Here is a 13,764-nt window from a genome sequence, read left to right as displayed (position 1 = left end):
AAACAACCCTGACCAACAGCTAAGGCCCCCAATTCGTGGCTAAGTGGGAAAGCATGTGAGACTTCCAAAACAACCAGGAGGTTGGCTTAGAAGCAGCCATCCTTTAAAGATAGCGTAACAGCTCACTGGTCTAATCAAGAGGTCTTGCGGCGAAGATGTAACGGGGCTCAAGCCACGAGCCGAAGCTTTGGATGCACATTTATGTGCGTGGTAGCGGAGCGTTCTGTGATATAGAACGCTGCCTCTTTAGCCCTTCGGGGTTACGGAGGCATTGTTCTGACTGTGAAGCCGGGCTGTAAGGCATCCGGTGGAGTGATCAGAAGCGAGAATGTTGACATGAGTAGCGACAAACAGGGTGAGAGACCCTGTCGCCGAAAGTCCAAGGGTTCCTGCTTAAAGCTAATCTGAGCAGGGTAAGCCGGCCCCTAAGGCGAGGCCGAAAGGCGTAGTCGATGGGAACCAGGTTAATATTCCTGGGCCAGGAGATGGTGACGGATCGCAGAGCTAGTTCTTCCTTATCGGATTGGAAGGGCTGGTGAGCGGTTCCTGGAAATAGCCCTCCACAAGACCGTACCCTAAACCGACACAGGTGGACTGGTAGAGAATACCAAGGCGCTTGAGAGAACCACATTTAAGGAACTCGGCAAAATACCTCCGTAAGTTCGCGAGAAGGAGGCCCCGTTGGTAGGCAACTATCGGCGGGGGGCACAAACCAGGGGGTGGCGACTGTTTACTAAAAACACAGGGCTCTGCGAAGCCGTAAGGCGACGTATAGGGTCTGACGCCTGCCCGGTGCCGGAAGGTTAAAAGGAGATGTGCAAGCATTGAATTGAAGCCCCGGTAAACGGCGGCCGTAACTATAACGGTCCTAAGGTAGCGAAATTCCTTGTCGGGTAAGTTCCGACCTGCACGAATGGCGTAACGACTTCCCCGCTGTCTCAAATGTGGACTCAGCGAAATTGAATTGTCTGTGAAGATGCAGACTTCCCGCGGTTAGACGGAAAGACCCCATGCACCTTTACTATAGCTTCGCACTGGCATCAGGATTGTGATGTGCAGGATAGGTGGTAGGCATCGAAGCAGTGACGCCAGTCGCTGTGGAGCCATCCTTGAGATACCACCCTTCGCACTCTTGATGTCTAACCGCGGCCCGTTATCCGGGTCCGGGACCCTGCGTGGTGGGTAGTTTGACTGGGGCGGTCGCCTCCCAAAGAGTAACGGAGGCGCGCGAAGGTTGGCTCAGAGCGGTCGGAAATCGCTCGTTGAGTGCAATGGCAGAAGCCAGCCTGACTGCAAGACTGACAAGTCGAGCAGAGACGAAAGTCGGCCATAGTGATCCGGTGGTCCCGAGTGGAAGGGCCATCGCTCAACGGATAAAAGGTACGCTGGGGATAACAGGCTGATGATGCCCAAGAGTCCATATCGACGGCATCGTTTGGCACCTCGATGTCGGCTCATCTCATCCTGGGGCTGGAGCAGGTCCCAAGGGTATGGCTGTTCGCCATTTAAAGAGGTACGTGAGCTGGGTTTAGAACGTCGTGAGACAGTTCGGTCCCTATCTGCCGTGGGTGTAGGATACTTGAGAGGAGTTGCCCCTAGTACGAGAGGACCGGGGTGAACGTTCCACTGGTGGACCAGTTGTCGTGCCAACGGCAGTGCTGGGTAGCTATGAACGGACAGGATAAACGCTGAAGGCATCTAAGCGTGAAGCCCCCCTCAAAACAAGGTATCCCTTGAGAGCCGTGGAAGACCACCACGTCGATAGGCCGGAGATGTAAGTGCAGCAATGCATTCAGTTGACCGGTACTAATGGCTCGATTGGCTTGATTTGATCCGGAAGAAGACAGATCAATCTGTCACGCTTCCAAAAGCATCCTTGGACAACCGAAACCCTGCAAAGGGTAACGCCGATCCGTTTCTTTCCCGGTCTGGTGGCCAAAGCACGAGCAAAACACCCGATCCCATCCCGAACTCGGCCGTTAAGTGCCGTCGCGCCAATGGTACTGCGTCTCAAGACGTGGGAGAGTAGGTCACCGCCAGACCTGGAAAGAAACGGTTCTCTCAAAACGATGAAAAAACGCCGAAAACCAGGCAAAACGGCGCGGGGTAGAGCAGCCCGGTAGCTCGTCAGGCTCATAACCTGAAGGTCGCAGGTTCAAATCCTGCCCCCGCAACCAAAAATCAAAATACATCAATACACCAAAAACGCCCCAAGGGGCGATCTCCGCGTTCGAGGGAATTCGGCCCAACACCAGGAAAAGTGCTCCTGACGTTGCCTCCGAATTTTATCCAAGCGTGAGCCAGGCTCCGGGTTTGAGTTTGGGCTGGCTCGGCAACGGGGGCCGGCACGGAGCTTTGCGGGTTGCGCAGTGTCCGATCCCGTTGCGGGGTGAAGGTCTGGGCGAACTCGGCAGGTGTCTGCCAGCCGAGGCGGGCGTGCGGGCGTTCGGTGTTGTAGTCCTTGCGCCAGGCCGCGAGCGTGGCCCGGGCGGTGCGCCCCTAAGCGGTGAATACCAATCTGATCTTCAAATGGCTCCGCGATGAGACGCGGCCCCAGAAAACTGAACAACGGGCGTAAGTGGATTTTCCGCGCGAACGCAGCATGATGCTGCCAACGAGGGATAGACCATGACAAGACGACCAGGCCGCAAGCGCCAGGTCCAGCCGATGATCGCGGGCCAGCCGATCGGCCCGCGCGTGGCGGCGATTCTGCACAATCAGAAGGCCGATCAGGTTGGTTTGCAGCAGCAACGTGGCAAGGCCAGCAGCATCCAGTGCCAGTAGCGTTCCCAGGGCGGCGGATTGTAATTGATCAGCACGGTTTAGGCTGGCAGCAGCGCGTCGTCGATTCCGAAACGACGAAGCTGCTGCCAGCCGATCAGTGGATGCGACGTGATGGGCGAGATGATCGGTTGGACGATCGAACCGACGAGCAACTCGATCATCCGCTCCGCCATCGCAACGCCTATGTCCCGAAACCCATGTCCCGAAACGCTTCGACCTGCCCATCGAACGGGCCAAGGCCGATGAACGTGTGTCGTAGATGCCTTCGACGGGGGCCGCCGCGACGCGACGCGACCGGCCGCCGTTCCCGCCATGTAATGGTGGCTGACGGCATCCTCGACCATCATCAGGAAGATAACGATGGTATCCGGATCGAGATCCGCGACAAAATCCTCGAAACCTTCGCGAGTGAGAGTGCTGACGAAGCTGCTCGAAGGCGCGTTGATCAGGAAAACCAGCTGACCCGTGGGGCCAATGCTCGCTGCTGCAGCGGCAGGCTGCGTTCAGGGCACGCGCAGCCTGCTTTCGAACAGCAACCCCTCCTCGTCGAGGATTGGATGTGCCACCGAGATAGCATGGGAGTTGATCCGTTTCAGGTCGCGCAGCAGATCGAGATGCAGCGAGGAGGTCTCGCGGCTCTCGCTTTGTCCCTCGCGCAAGCGGATCAGATGGCGCTGTGCGGATTGGCGTTCATGATGACGGATATCGACCTTCAACTCGATCAATCGCCGTGCCATCTCTCGGTCGCGCGTCATGAAAACAGTCTGGGCCAAGCGCAGATTTTCCTGCGTCATCAGAAACAGGGCGTCGAGCTCGCGGTACCCGGCCTCGGAAAAGCGCAGGCTCAGATGGATCTTTTTGCGGACTTCGGGGCCAAGGCCCTTGTCGATGATATCCCCGATATGTTCGAGGTTGATGACGTAATCGAGGATTTCGATGGTGCTGCGCCTCTCGGCCTCGGTCGCCGTACCGCCGAGGCGAGACAGATAATCCTTGACCAGATGCTGTCTTCGATCGACCTGCTGCTCCAGTGCTGCGACCTCGGCGAGTGGGCTGCTTTCGTTCTTGCGAAAGGCAGTTCTCGTCTGAGCCAGCATCCGCTCGATGCTGTCGCCAATTGCCAGCACCTCTCGACGCGCACCGGTCAGGGCAAGCAGCGGAGTTTCCAAAGCCGTCTCGTCCAGCCATTGTTGAGCAGCGACCTGAGCAACCTCTTCCGCAGGAACCAGCTTTGCCAACAGCGCGCATATCGGGCCGATGAAAGGCCATATGAGGGCAGCAAGAAACAGGTTGAAGGAAAGATGCGCCTCGACCGCGATACTCGTGAAATGCAGAGGCAATCCGCCGAGAAGTGATGCCAGCTGGCCCGCAAGCGGCATTGAAATCAATGCCCCGACAGCCCGTACGACGAAGTTGCCAGCCGTCACGCGTCTGGCCGCAACGCCAAGGCCGGAACTCGCCAGCATGGCCGAGATCGCACCGCCCAGGTTTGCCCCGAGAACCATCACCACGGTCAGCGCCGCCGGAAGGCCCAGCGACGCGATCAGCAGCACGGCTGCCAGAGAAGACGAGCAAAGCAGCGCGATAATGGCCGAGAAGGCCAGCGCCATCGGCCATGATTTGTCCAGGAGCGGCAGAAATGCTGCCAATTCAGCGGATTCGCGGATGGGAAGCGTGGCATGTTCCAAGAGGGTCAGAGAGATCAGCATCAACCCTAGCCCGATCAGCGCGGCGCCAATCCCGCTGCATATGGCCCCACCGCGCCGCCGTAACAGATAGCCGGGCAGGATCAGCATTGGGGCCAGGTGGCCGGTCTGGCTCGAGACGATCACGGCCGTCAGAGCGGTTCCGACATTCGCGCCGAGCAGCACGATCTGGGCGGACCGGTTGCCGATCATCTCGCGATCGACGAAAGAGGCGGTGAGCAGCGCCGATGCCGTGGACGACTGCAGGCCAAGCGTTGCGACCAGCCCGGCACCGAAGGCGCGCAGGCCTGTCTTTGTGCCGATGCCAAGTATGATCTTCATGCGCAGACCAAAGGCCTCGAGCATGCCGTCGCGCACAAGCCCGAGCCCAAACAGCAGGAGAGCGACCGCACCGGCCAATTGGAGAAAGATCTCTAGAGAAGTCATCGCGTCCCGACGTGAGCCTACGCCGCCATTGTCTCACAATCGGCGGGCGAGAATAATGGAAAGGTCCGTGGCGGTGAACGGTTCCGCGGGCTGTCCGTGTTTCGATCACAGTCGCGCCATGGTTGCGCCGAGCTTTGGCACAATGGCGAGATCAGCCGCCGGCAGCCGGACCAGGCTGCCGCTTTCCAGATCGCGGAGTGCTTCGGGCATGGCAAGCCATGCCGCGCCAAGAATCAGCGTTGCTGCCTCGCGCATGCGCGGAATTCGTTGGGGATGGGGGCATCGGGCAGCGTGGCCGACTTGTCTTTCCTGGAAGCGCCATTACGCCATGCATGATCGACAAATGACCTTGGCCGATGAGAGCCATGCCTACTGCGACGTCCTGGAAACCGAGGCCGAGCGCACATGGCAGTCGGATCCCGCCGGAAGGGCTGGTCAAGATCGGCGACCCGAAGATCGCGGATTACTTCATTTGCGGTCCGACCGGCTTCAAGGGTGCGATGATCCGGTGCCTGCGCGGGGCATGTCCCAACCCACGTATACCCGCAGGTCTCCGGCCGATGATCACCAGGGGCGACTGCAATATTTTCAAAGGCACCGTTGCGGAAGCCCTGTAGACGCCTTGTCGGCATCGACGAACCGCTCGTGTAGGCTTGGTCCGGAGATCCTGCGACGATGGCGCGCAAGGTTCTCTGGTGCGGCCCGGCCCAGGGCGATTTGCCCAAGAAGGTTTATGCCGGTTTGACATGGCTGTTGGCAAGTTAGCGCCGATGAGACCGCGTCCTCGGAACTGCGCGATTGCCGCCTCAACTTCGTCAGGGCTAAGAAAGCACAGGCCGACAAAGTGCGACCCATAAAAAACGAACGAGAGGCAGGGACAGATGATGGATTGGGCAAGCAGGCGCGCCTGCATTGCAGGCATCGCAGTGTGCATGATGCTTGCAGGCTGCTCCGAGCAAGCCGCGCAGCGCGCTCAATCTTCATCTGGCGTCGAAATGGGCGCGAAGATCAGCAAGCACAGCGATGTATCGCTGGGGCGGATCTCACCGGAGCGGATGTCGCTGGCCCTACTCGAAGTGAAAACAAAGCAAACCCACGGAACGAGGGTCTGGTGCGTCCCGTTCGCGCGGACTTTGAGCGGTGTCCAACTCATGGGCAATGCCAAGGAATGGTGGGGCAACGCCAAGGGACACTACGCCCGCGGGACGACCCCAACTCCTGCTGCGGTAATGTCCTTCAAGGCGACACGGAAGAACCCAAATGGCCATGTCGCTGTCGTCTCGAAAGTGATTTCAGAACGCAAGGTGCTGGTGAGTCATGCGAACTGGCGCCGGAACACGGTCTCGATTGACATGGCCGCCGTAGACGTTTCCGCGAAGAACGATTGGTCTTCGGTGAGGCTCGAGAGCGTGCCCGGTCATTTGGGAGCAGCTTATCCGGTGGATGGTTTCATCTATCCCCAGCCTGCGCCATAATTTCCCCAGTTCCATGCGGTCTCGCACCAAGCTGTGCGGGCACTGGCAATCGGAAACTCGGCCATTGGTCACCGGTAACGACGCCTGCCGCATGACCTTTGCGTTGCGGGCCCTGCGGTCAAATGCCCGGCGCGGATCGGCGCCGGGCACAGCTGCTGTCAGAAGCTCATCGAGTAGATCAGCTTGAAGGTCTGGGTACGGCGGTTGCCATTGAAGCCGTCGTCGCGGGTATAGGCCGCGTTGAAATACGCCCCATTCTCGAGCTTTGTGCCGAGGGCAATCTGGCTGTAGAGGTAATTTTCCTCGTCCATGTATTCGCCGACCGAGTTTTCGAACTCGTGCTTCATTCCCAGTTCGAATTGCGGCGACCAGTCGCCGGGCTTGAAGGTCGGCTTCTCGATCCGCGCGATGGCCTGCACCATGCCGTAATCGATCTGGGCCTCGGAAACAGTCGCGCCCCTGCTGTTGGTGGCCTCGTCGCGGGTGATGTGCTGGGCAACGACGCCAAGGCGCGGATGGAAGACCCAGCCATCGCCAAGCGCGGACATGTCGCGGTCCGTATAGGTCCCGACGAGATCACCTTGATAATAGAACAGCGACGAGCTGCGATCCTCGCTGATCGTGCCCACAGGCGTCGGGATTTCGGTCGTGGCATCGCCCCAACTCGCGATGACTCGATGTGCCATCGCCCAATTGTCATTCATGACGTAGAGCAGATCGCCGCGCAGCCCGGCCGAGGTCGAGTCGATATTTCCGCCATTATGCTTCATTTCGGTATCGGCCTGCTGGGCCACTACACCGATACCCCAGGCCAGGTTGTCGCTGGGCATGTTCAGATAGGACACAAGGATGCTGGGCAGGGTGCCCTCGGAATAGGTCGGGTTCTCGGCCCCGCGATTGGCGTTGAGGGTGAGCTTGCTGTAGATCAGCGACTGCCCGTCCGGCAGGCCTTGCAGCAGCGAGATCGGCAACAGCAGGGTCGAGATGTCGTCCTCGTAGCCCGACATGACGCCGGTCGCCTCGGCCTTGGCTTCATGCGAGAAGCCATTGTTGATCCGGCTTTGCACGCCGCCATAGGTGTCGTCCTGGCCCCAGACGGTCAACAGGCCGGCCGCGCCGAAATTCTTCTGGAACGCGCCCACGCCCTTGGGCGGACCGCCGCGATGGTCCTGCGCGAAGGCCTGCGAGGTCGCGGTCGCCAGCAGCAGCGCGCCGCAGGCAAATGCCTTGATGTTCATGTCTCTCTCCTCCCGTTTGGTTCTTGGCGCCCTGTTCGGGCAGTCGGCGCCGGGCAATACCCGACCACCCGCCGGGAAAGGCCCCGAGGCGGTCGGGAATTCTCTTGGATCGCAGGCTCAGGCCTTGCGGAATTTTCCGGCGAGCGCCCGCAGCGCGCCCGCCAAGATCGTCACGTCGATGCCGACGCCGACAAAATTCGCGCCCGCCGCCTTGCAGGCCTCGATGAAGGCCGGATCGGTGGTCAGGACGCCCGCCGCCTTGCCCGCGGCTCGGATGCGGGCCAGCGCGCCAAGCACCGCAGCCTGCACCTCGGGGTGGCCGGGATTGCCCAGATGGCCCATATCGGCAGCAAGATCCGAGGGACCGATGAACACCCCGTCCACCCCCTCGGTCGCCGCGATCTCATCCAGCGCGGCGAGGCCTGCGCGGGTCTCGACCTGCAGGATCAAGCAGATCTGGGCATTTGCGGTCGCAAGGTAGTCGGGGATCGCGGCGAAGCGCGAGGCGCGGGCCAAAGCCGAGCCGACGCCGCGGACCCCCTCGGGCGGGTAGCGGCAGGCGCGGGCGGCGCGGGTAGCCTGTTCGGCGCTTTCGATCATCGGGATCAACAGCGTCTGCGCGCCGATATCCAGCGCCTGCTTGATCTTGGCGGGGTCGTCATCGGGCAGGCGGATCACCGGCGCGCTGTCCGATCCCGCAAGGACCGCGACCTGTGCCGAGAGCGAGCGGATGTCGTTGGGTGCATGCTCGCCATCGATCAGCAGCCAGTCGAAACCGGCGGTGGCGGCAATCTCGGCGGGGTAGGGGTCGGCAAGGCCCAGCCAGATGCCATGGGTGACCTCGCCCGCGGCGAGGCGGTGTTTCAGGGGATTGATCGGGGCGGGCATCTCATTCACCAGCGAAGTTCAGGGTGACGCGGCCGAAATCACCGAAATCGGCGTCGAAACGGCTGCCGGGCGGGGCCTCGACCGGGCGGATGAACGAGCCGGAGAGCAGCACCTCGCCCGCCTCGATGCCCTGGGCGTATTCGGCAAGGCGATGCACCAGCCACAGGATGCCGGTGACCGGATCGTCCAGGACCCCGGCGCCCAGCCCGGTCTCCTCGACCACGCCGTCGCGCTTGAGGATCACGCCGACGCGGCGCAGGTCGAAGGCATCCGGGGCGTGGCGTTGCGCCCCCAGCACGATCCCGGCATTGGCGGCATTGTCGGCGACCGTGTCGTAGATCTTGCGGGTCGCGCGGGTGGCGGGGTCGGCGCGCAGGATGCGTGTGTCGAGGATCTCGAGCGAAGGGGCGACATATTCGGTCGCCGCCAGCACCTGTTCGCGCGTCACCAAACCGGAAAGTGGGGCCTTCATCACGAAGGCGATTTCGGCCTCGATCCGGGGCTGGATGAAGCGGCCCAGCGGGATCATCGCGCCGTCCGGAAACAGCATATCCGAGAGCAGGATGCCGGAATCTGGCGTGATGATGTCCAGCGCCTGCTGCATCGCGCGGCTGGTCAGGCCGATCTTCCAGCCGATCACGCCAAGGCCCGCCGCGCGCTTGCGGCGCACCAGTTCGGCCTGCACGGCATAGGCATCGTCCAACGTCATGTCGGGGTGTTTGAGCGACAAAAGGCCGATCTGGTGGCGCGCTGTCTCGGCCTCGAACAGGTCCTCGGCGGCCGCGCGGATTTCAAACTCAGACAAAGTCATTCGTCGGCCACCTCGTTGCGAAGCGTGCCGATCCCCTCGGCCGAGACCTCGACCACATCGCCCGGCTTCAGCCAGACCGGCGGCTCGAAGCGCGCCCCGGCCCCGGTCGGCGTGCCGGTGACGATGATGTCGCCAGGAACCAGCGTGGTGAAGGTCGAGATATAGGCGATCTGCCGCGCCACCGGGAAAATCATCCGGCTCGTGCGGTCGGATTGGCGTAGTTCGCCATTCACCCGCGTCTCGATCGCGACATCAAGGATCTGCGCCGGGTCGGTGAACGGCACGAGCCAGGGCCCCATCGCCCCGGACCGATCCCAGTTCTTGCCCTGGGTCACGTTGAACTTGGCGTGGCGCACCCAGTCGCGGATCGTCCCTTCGTTGCAGAGCGTGAGGCCCGCGACATGCGAGAGCGCCTCGGCCTCTGGGATGCGGCGGCCCCCCTTGCCGATGACCACGGCGATCTCGCCCTCATAGTCCAGCTGCTCGCTTTCCGGCGGACGGATCAGGGCCGCGCCATGGCCCGAGAAGCCGCGCGCAAAGCGCGGGAACAGCGACATGTTCGCGGGGGCGTCCTTGCCGTCCTTGTATTCGGCATTGCGGTCGGGAAAGTTCACGCCGACGCAGATGATCTTTTCCGGGTTCGGGATGGGGATCTGCAGCGCGTAACTGCCGGGGGCATGGCTCGGCGCGCGGCCCTCGGCGGCACTCAGGACCTGCGGGATCGCCTGCGCCGAGATCACGTCGCGCAGGGTCGGGAATTCGGGAAATTCCTGCGAAAGGGCCAGGACGCCCTCGCCCGCCGTCACGCCCCAATGCGCCTGATCGCCTGCGGTGAAGGAAACGAGGTTCATTGGACCCCTCCAAGACAGATATATTTCAGCTCCATGAAGTCATCGAGCCCGTGGCGGCTGCCCTCGCGCCCAAGACCCGAGGCCTTGACGCCACCAAAGGGTGCCTCGGCGGTGCTGATCAGGCCGGTATTGACCCCGACCATTCCGGCTTCCAGCGCCTCGGAGGCACGCAAGGCGCGCGCAAGGTCGCGGGTGAAGACATAGGAGGCCAGCCCGAATTCCGTGTCATTGGCGGCCGAGATGACCTCGGATTCGCTCTCGAAACGAGAGATCGGCGCGACCGGGCCGAAGGTTTCCTCACGCGTGATCGCCATCTCCGCGGTCAGGCCGGTCAGCACGGTCGGCTGCCAGAAATGCCCACCCAGATCATGCGGCTCACCGCCGGTCAGGACCTGCGCGCCGTTGGCCTTGGCGTCCTCGATATGGGCGCGGACCTTGACCACGGCCTTGGCGTCGATCAGCGGGCCGAAGGTCACGCCGGTCTCGAAACCGTCGCCGGTCTTCAGCCGCGCCACGCGGGCGGCGAGGCGGCGGGCGAAGGCGTCATGGATGCCCGACTGGACATAGATGCGGTTCGCGCAGACGCAGGTCTGGCCATTGTTGCGGAACTTTGCGACCAGCGCGCCCTCGACCGCCGCGTCCAGATCGGCATCGTCAAAGACGATGAAGGGCGCGTTGCCACCGAGTTCCAGCCCCAGTTTCTTGATCGTCGGCGCGCATTGCGCGTAAAGCTGCGCGCCGACCCCGGTCGAGCCGGTGAAAGTCAGCTTGCGCACCACCGGGCTTGCCGTCAGCACGCCGCCGATCACCGTCGAACGTCCCGTCAGCACTGAAAAGAGGCCCGCCGGAAGACCCGCACGCTCGGCCAGAACGGCCAGCGCGATGGCCGAAAAGGGCGTCTCGCTCGCCGGTTTCAGCACCATGGCGCAGCCTGCGGCGAAGGCGGGACCGGCCTTGCGGGTGATCATCGCATTCGGAAAATTCCACGGCGTGATTGCGGCGACGACGCCGATCGGCTGCTTGGTCACAAGGATGCGCTTGTCGGGGGCATGGCCCGGCACGATTTCGCCATAGGCGCGGCGGGCTTCCTCGGCGAACCATTCGATGAAACTCGCGCCATAGGCGATCTCTCCCCTGGCCTCGGGGAAGGGCTTGCCCTGTTCGGCGGTCAGGATGCGGGCCAGATCGTCCTGATGCGTTATCATCAATTCGAACCATTGGCGCAGGATCTGGCCGCGTTCCTTGGCGGTGCGGGCGGCCCATACCTTTTGCGCGGTTTGGGCGGCACGGATCGCCTCGTCGGTCTCGGCGGCGCCAAGATCGGGGACATGGCCAAGCACCGCCCCGGTCGAAGGGTTCGTGACCGCGATGCCGGCGCCCTGGGCCTCGATCCAGCGCGGGCCGACCAGCGCGGCCTCGCGCAGCAACGACGGGTCGTCGAGCAGGGCGGAAAGGGTCGTGTCAAGCATGGGTCGCGTCCTGGTGCAGGGCGATCAGCGCCTTGCCGTAATCATTGCCGTTCGGGATGCGGCTGATGACATGGATGTGGAACTTTGCCGGGTCTTCATTGCTGAGCCACATGCCGGAATGGTGGTCGAATTCCAGCATCAGGACTGGCGAATGGATGTGGTAGTAGAAGGGGTCCTCATCGCCATGCCCGCCGATCCAACTGAACGTGGTCCGGTCCAGATGCGCCTCGATCTGGCGCATGCGAGCAGCGCGGGGGCCATCGGGCCAATGCGCGTGGAAGGTCTCGCAAAGACCCAAGAGCGCCTGTCGCTGCGAATTCGAGAATTCGCTGACCGGCACGCCCTCGACGGGGATGACCCGATTGTCCTGGAAGGCGCCGCCCAGATGGCGCTGATCGGCAAAGTTGAAGCGCCATGCCGGCATGGCGGGGTCTTCCATCTGCTCATAGATCGTGGCGCGGGCACGCAGTTCAGGCGATAGCGACTGCATCAGGGCAAGGCCCTGCGCCTCTTCCTCTTTGAACATCGCGTAGTGTTCGCCGCTTTCCAGCGTGATCTCGTTGGGCTCGGTGCCCATGAACAGGGGGGCGATGACCATCTGGCGGCCAAGGATCAGGACGTTGAAGCCGACGTGATGGCCGTAGATATGCCAGCCCCATGGGTCGGTCACCGAGGGCGTGCCGAAAAGATGGAAGTGATAGGACCATTCGTTCATGATCTGGCGCAGGTCATATAGCTCGCCCAGGAACAGATTGGCCTTCATGAGCCGCCGGATCATCTGGAAGCCGCGGGCGGAAGTGCAGGCGGCCAGCAGGTCAAGGAAACAATCGCGCGAGGCAGCGGACAGGTTTTCCAGCCGTACGCCTTCGGTATTGAAAACCAGCTCGGGATTGTACCAGCCGCGCCATTGCTTTGCCTCGAGGGGCTTGCAGGCGGCGGCGCGCTCGGCGGGCGCCATCGTGGCCAGCAGCGTGTCCGCGGCATCCACGGCCAGTTCGACGTCGAAACCCTGGTCCTCCAGCGCGAACAGCCCGGTTTCGGGCGTGCCGTCATGGGTGACGCCGATATAGGGCGCGTCCTGCAGCCGGGCCCATTCCGCCTTCAGCGCGATGGCGCGTGGGGTGTCAAGGATCGGCTGCGAATAGGTCACCGGGTCCAGCCCACGCGACTTGCCGACCCGGTCATTGCTTTCGGGCAGCACGAAGGCGCGAAAATCCGCATGTGTCATAGAATCCTCCTGCCCGGTTCGGCCGGGCTTTGGGTCATCAGCCCCAAGCCCGTGCCACCGGACAAGCCGCGCGAAAAAAATCTTCCACATCGCGGAAAATCGCGATTTTCAGAAAAAACTATTTTGACAGGAATATCTATTTAGCCTTTCATGGCGCCGGGGAATCCGTCTTGCGACGGGCCGACGAGGACGGCCCATCGCAAGGGAGGAGTGGGGAACATGGCAATCAGCAAGACTGCCGAAGTCTATGACGATCTCAAGGAGGCGCTGCTGAACGGCGCTTTCCGTCCGGGGGCGAAGCTTGCGATCGACGGGCTCGCGTCGCGCTACACCGTGTCGGCCAGCGCGATCCGCGAGGCCTTGGCGCGGCTGACATCGGACCGGCTGGTGGTCGCCATGCCGCAGCGCGGCTTCCATGTTGCCGCCATCTCGCGCGAGGATCTGCTGGACCTGACCGAGGTCCGCATCGAGATCGAGGCGCGCTGCCTGCGCCGTTCCATCGCGCTTGGGGATGTCGAGTGGGAGGCGCAGCTGCTGGCGACATGGCACCGCCTGTCGCGGGCCGGGGCCTCGCCCGAGGGGCGCGCCCATCCCGACTGGGCGCATATTCATGCACGCTTCCACGACGACCTCGTCGCCGCCTGCGACAGCAAGTGGTGGCTTTACCTGCGTGGCGAGCTTTACGTACAGGCCGAGCGCTACCGCCGCATGCTGCTGCCCCAGGTCGAGGGCACCCGCGACATCGAGGCCGAGCATCGCGAGATCCTCGATCTCGTGCTGGAACGCCGGACCGAACCGGCTGTCGAGGCGCTGACACGACATCTTCAACAGACCACCCGACGGCTTCTCGAGGCCGGGCTGGTCAAGGGTCACGATTGATTTTTCTGG

General features: G+C 62.4%; 12 protein-coding genes, 1 tRNA gene, 2 rRNA genes and 1 pseudogene (1 of these 16 only partly in view). 6 read left to right on the top strand and 10 right to left on the bottom strand.

What is annotated here, in order from left to right; all coding sequences use genetic code 11:
• From RGQ15_RS20380 to RGQ15_RS20370, 3 genes are all read left to right on the top strand, one after another.
• A 23S ribosomal RNA gene (locus RGQ15_RS20380) occupies positions 1 to 1,831 on the top strand; it begins 1,000 nt to the left of the window's first position.
• 96 nt (positions 1,832 to 1,927) lie between these two features.
• A 5S ribosomal RNA gene (gene rrf, locus RGQ15_RS20375) occupies positions 1,928 to 2,042 on the top strand.
• Between the two features lie 58 nt (positions 2,043 to 2,100).
• A tRNA-Met gene (locus RGQ15_RS20370) sits at positions 2,101 to 2,177 on the top strand.
• A gap of 4 nt (positions 2,178 to 2,181) precedes the next feature.
• Here RGQ15_RS20370 and RGQ15_RS22415 read toward each other — a convergent pair.
• Positions 2,182 to 2,481, bottom strand: a pseudogene (locus RGQ15_RS22415) (integrase core domain-containing protein); the annotation flags it as partial.
• Between the two features lie 147 nt (positions 2,482 to 2,628).
• Between RGQ15_RS22415 and RGQ15_RS20360 the strand changes: the two are divergent.
• Positions 2,629 to 2,784, top strand: a complete 156-nt coding sequence (locus RGQ15_RS20360; protein WP_311162682.1) for a hypothetical protein — start codon at positions 2,629 to 2,631, stop codon at positions 2,782 to 2,784.
• A gap of 38 nt (positions 2,785 to 2,822) precedes the next feature.
• On the opposite strand, the gene RGQ15_RS20355 is transcribed toward RGQ15_RS20360, so the two are convergent.
• From RGQ15_RS20355 to RGQ15_RS20345, 3 genes are all read right to left on the bottom strand, one after another.
• Positions 2,823 to 2,957 (bottom strand): hypothetical protein, encoded by a 135-nt coding sequence (locus RGQ15_RS20355; protein WP_311162680.1) that lies wholly within the window; start codon positions 2,955 to 2,957, stop codon positions 2,823 to 2,825.
• 330 nt (positions 2,958 to 3,287) lie between these two features.
• Positions 3,288 to 4,916 (bottom strand): Na/Pi cotransporter family protein, encoded by a 1,629-nt coding sequence (locus tag RGQ15_RS20350; RefSeq protein WP_311162678.1) that lies wholly within the window; start codon positions 4,914 to 4,916, stop codon positions 3,288 to 3,290.
• Positions 4,917 to 5,021: 105 nt separating this feature from the next.
• Positions 5,022 to 5,171: a hypothetical protein gene (locus RGQ15_RS20345; RefSeq protein WP_311162676.1), complete on the bottom strand. Its 150-nt coding sequence runs from the start codon at positions 5,169 to 5,171 to the stop codon at positions 5,022 to 5,024.
• 626 nt (positions 5,172 to 5,797) lie between these two features.
• Between RGQ15_RS20345 and RGQ15_RS20340 the strand changes: the two genes are divergently transcribed.
• Positions 5,798 to 6,391 (top strand): CHAP domain-containing protein, encoded by a 594-nt coding sequence (locus tag RGQ15_RS20340; protein WP_311162674.1) that lies wholly within the window; start codon positions 5,798 to 5,800, stop codon positions 6,389 to 6,391.
• A gap of 158 nt (positions 6,392 to 6,549) precedes the next feature.
• Here the strand turns inward: RGQ15_RS20340 and RGQ15_RS20335 are convergent, their stop codons facing one another.
• The 6 genes from RGQ15_RS20335 to RGQ15_RS20310 all read right to left on the bottom strand — a co-directional run bounded on the left by RGQ15_RS20335 (position 6,550) and on the right by RGQ15_RS20310 (position 12,876).
• Positions 6,550 to 7,629, bottom strand: coding sequence for an autotransporter domain-containing protein (locus tag RGQ15_RS20335; RefSeq protein ID WP_311162673.1), 1,080 nt, complete (start codon positions 7,627 to 7,629; stop codon positions 6,550 to 6,552).
• 117 nt (positions 7,630 to 7,746) lie between these two features.
• Positions 7,747 to 8,517, bottom strand: a complete 771-nt coding sequence (locus tag RGQ15_RS20330) for an HpcH/HpaI aldolase/citrate lyase family protein (RefSeq protein ID WP_311162987.1) — start codon at positions 8,515 to 8,517, stop codon at positions 7,747 to 7,749.
• Between the two features lies 1 nt (position 8,518).
• On the bottom strand, positions 8,519 to 9,328 hold the full coding sequence (gene hpaH, locus RGQ15_RS20325) for a 2-oxo-hept-4-ene-1,7-dioate hydratase (RefSeq protein ID WP_409201363.1): 810 nt from the start codon (positions 9,326 to 9,328) through the stop codon (positions 8,519 to 8,521).
• On the bottom strand, positions 9,325 to 10,179 hold the full coding sequence (locus tag RGQ15_RS20320) for a fumarylacetoacetate hydrolase family protein (RefSeq protein ID WP_311162672.1): 855 nt from the start codon (positions 10,177 to 10,179) through the stop codon (positions 9,325 to 9,327). Before RGQ15_RS20320 ends, hpaH begins: the two co-directional genes overlap by 4 nt.
• Positions 10,176 to 11,648, bottom strand: coding sequence for an NAD-dependent succinate-semialdehyde dehydrogenase (locus tag RGQ15_RS20315; RefSeq protein WP_311162671.1), 1,473 nt, complete (start codon positions 11,646 to 11,648; stop codon positions 10,176 to 10,178). The genes RGQ15_RS20320 and RGQ15_RS20315 overlap by 4 nt, the downstream gene beginning before the upstream one ends.
• On the bottom strand, positions 11,641 to 12,876 hold the full coding sequence (locus tag RGQ15_RS20310; RefSeq protein ID WP_311162670.1) for a DUF3500 domain-containing protein: 1,236 nt from the start codon (positions 12,874 to 12,876) through the stop codon (positions 11,641 to 11,643). Before RGQ15_RS20310 ends, RGQ15_RS20315 begins: the two co-directional genes overlap by 8 nt.
• Before the next feature lie 219 nt (positions 12,877 to 13,095).
• Between RGQ15_RS20310 and RGQ15_RS20305 the strand changes: the two genes are divergently transcribed.
• Complete coding sequence (locus RGQ15_RS20305; protein ID WP_311162669.1) at positions 13,096 to 13,755, top strand: GntR family transcriptional regulator; 660 nt, start codon at positions 13,096 to 13,098, stop codon at positions 13,753 to 13,755.
• Positions 13,756 to 13,764 lie beyond the last annotated feature (9 nt).

The organism is Paracoccus sp. MBLB3053 (genome assembly GCF_031822435.1).
Taxonomy (GTDB): Bacteria; Pseudomonadota; Alphaproteobacteria; order Rhodobacterales; family Rhodobacteraceae; genus Paracoccus; species Paracoccus aurantius.
Note: the sequence above shows the minus strand (reverse complement) of the source record. Positions and strands in the feature narration are given on the sequence as shown.

Excerpts from the sequence above, each read along its gene's own strand:
- RGQ15_RS20360 (WP_311162682.1), top strand. The coding sequence starts at position 2,629 with ATGACAAGACGACCAGGCCGCAAGCGCCAGGTCCAGCCGATGATCGCG.
- RGQ15_RS20315 (WP_311162671.1), bottom strand. The coding sequence starts at position 11,648 with ATGCTTGACACGACCCTTTCCGCCCTGCTCGACGACCCGTCGTTGCTG.
- RGQ15_RS20320 (WP_311162672.1), bottom strand. The coding sequence starts at position 10,179 with ATGAACCTCGTTTCCTTCACCGCAGGCGATCAGGCGCATTGGGGCGTG.
- RGQ15_RS20340 (WP_311162674.1), top strand. The coding sequence starts at position 5,798 with ATGATGGATTGGGCAAGCAGGCGCGCCTGCATTGCAGGCATCGCAGTG.
- RGQ15_RS20310 (WP_311162670.1), bottom strand. The coding sequence starts at position 12,876 with ATGACACATGCGGATTTTCGCGCCTTCGTGCTGCCCGAAAGCAATGAC.
- RGQ15_RS20330 (WP_311162987.1), bottom strand. The coding sequence starts at position 8,517 with ATGCCCGCCCCGATCAATCCCCTGAAACACCGCCTCGCCGCGGGCGAG.
- RGQ15_RS20305 (WP_311162669.1), top strand. The coding sequence starts at position 13,096 with ATGGCAATCAGCAAGACTGCCGAAGTCTATGACGATCTCAAGGAGGCG.
- RGQ15_RS20345 (WP_311162676.1), bottom strand. The coding sequence starts at position 5,171 with ATGCGCGAGGCAGCAACGCTGATTCTTGGCGCGGCATGGCTTGCCATG.
- RGQ15_RS20350 (WP_311162678.1), bottom strand. The coding sequence starts at position 4,916 with ATGACTTCTCTAGAGATCTTTCTCCAATTGGCCGGTGCGGTCGCTCTC.
- hpaH (WP_409201363.1), bottom strand. The coding sequence starts at position 9,328 with ATGACTTTGTCTGAGTTTGAAATCCGCGCGGCCGCCGAGGACCTGTTC.
- RGQ15_RS20355 (WP_311162680.1), bottom strand. The coding sequence starts at position 2,957 with ATGGCGGAGCGGATGATCGAGTTGCTCGTCGGTTCGATCGTCCAACCG.
- RGQ15_RS20335 (WP_311162673.1), bottom strand. The coding sequence starts at position 7,629 with ATGAACATCAAGGCATTTGCCTGCGGCGCGCTGCTGCTGGCGACCGCG.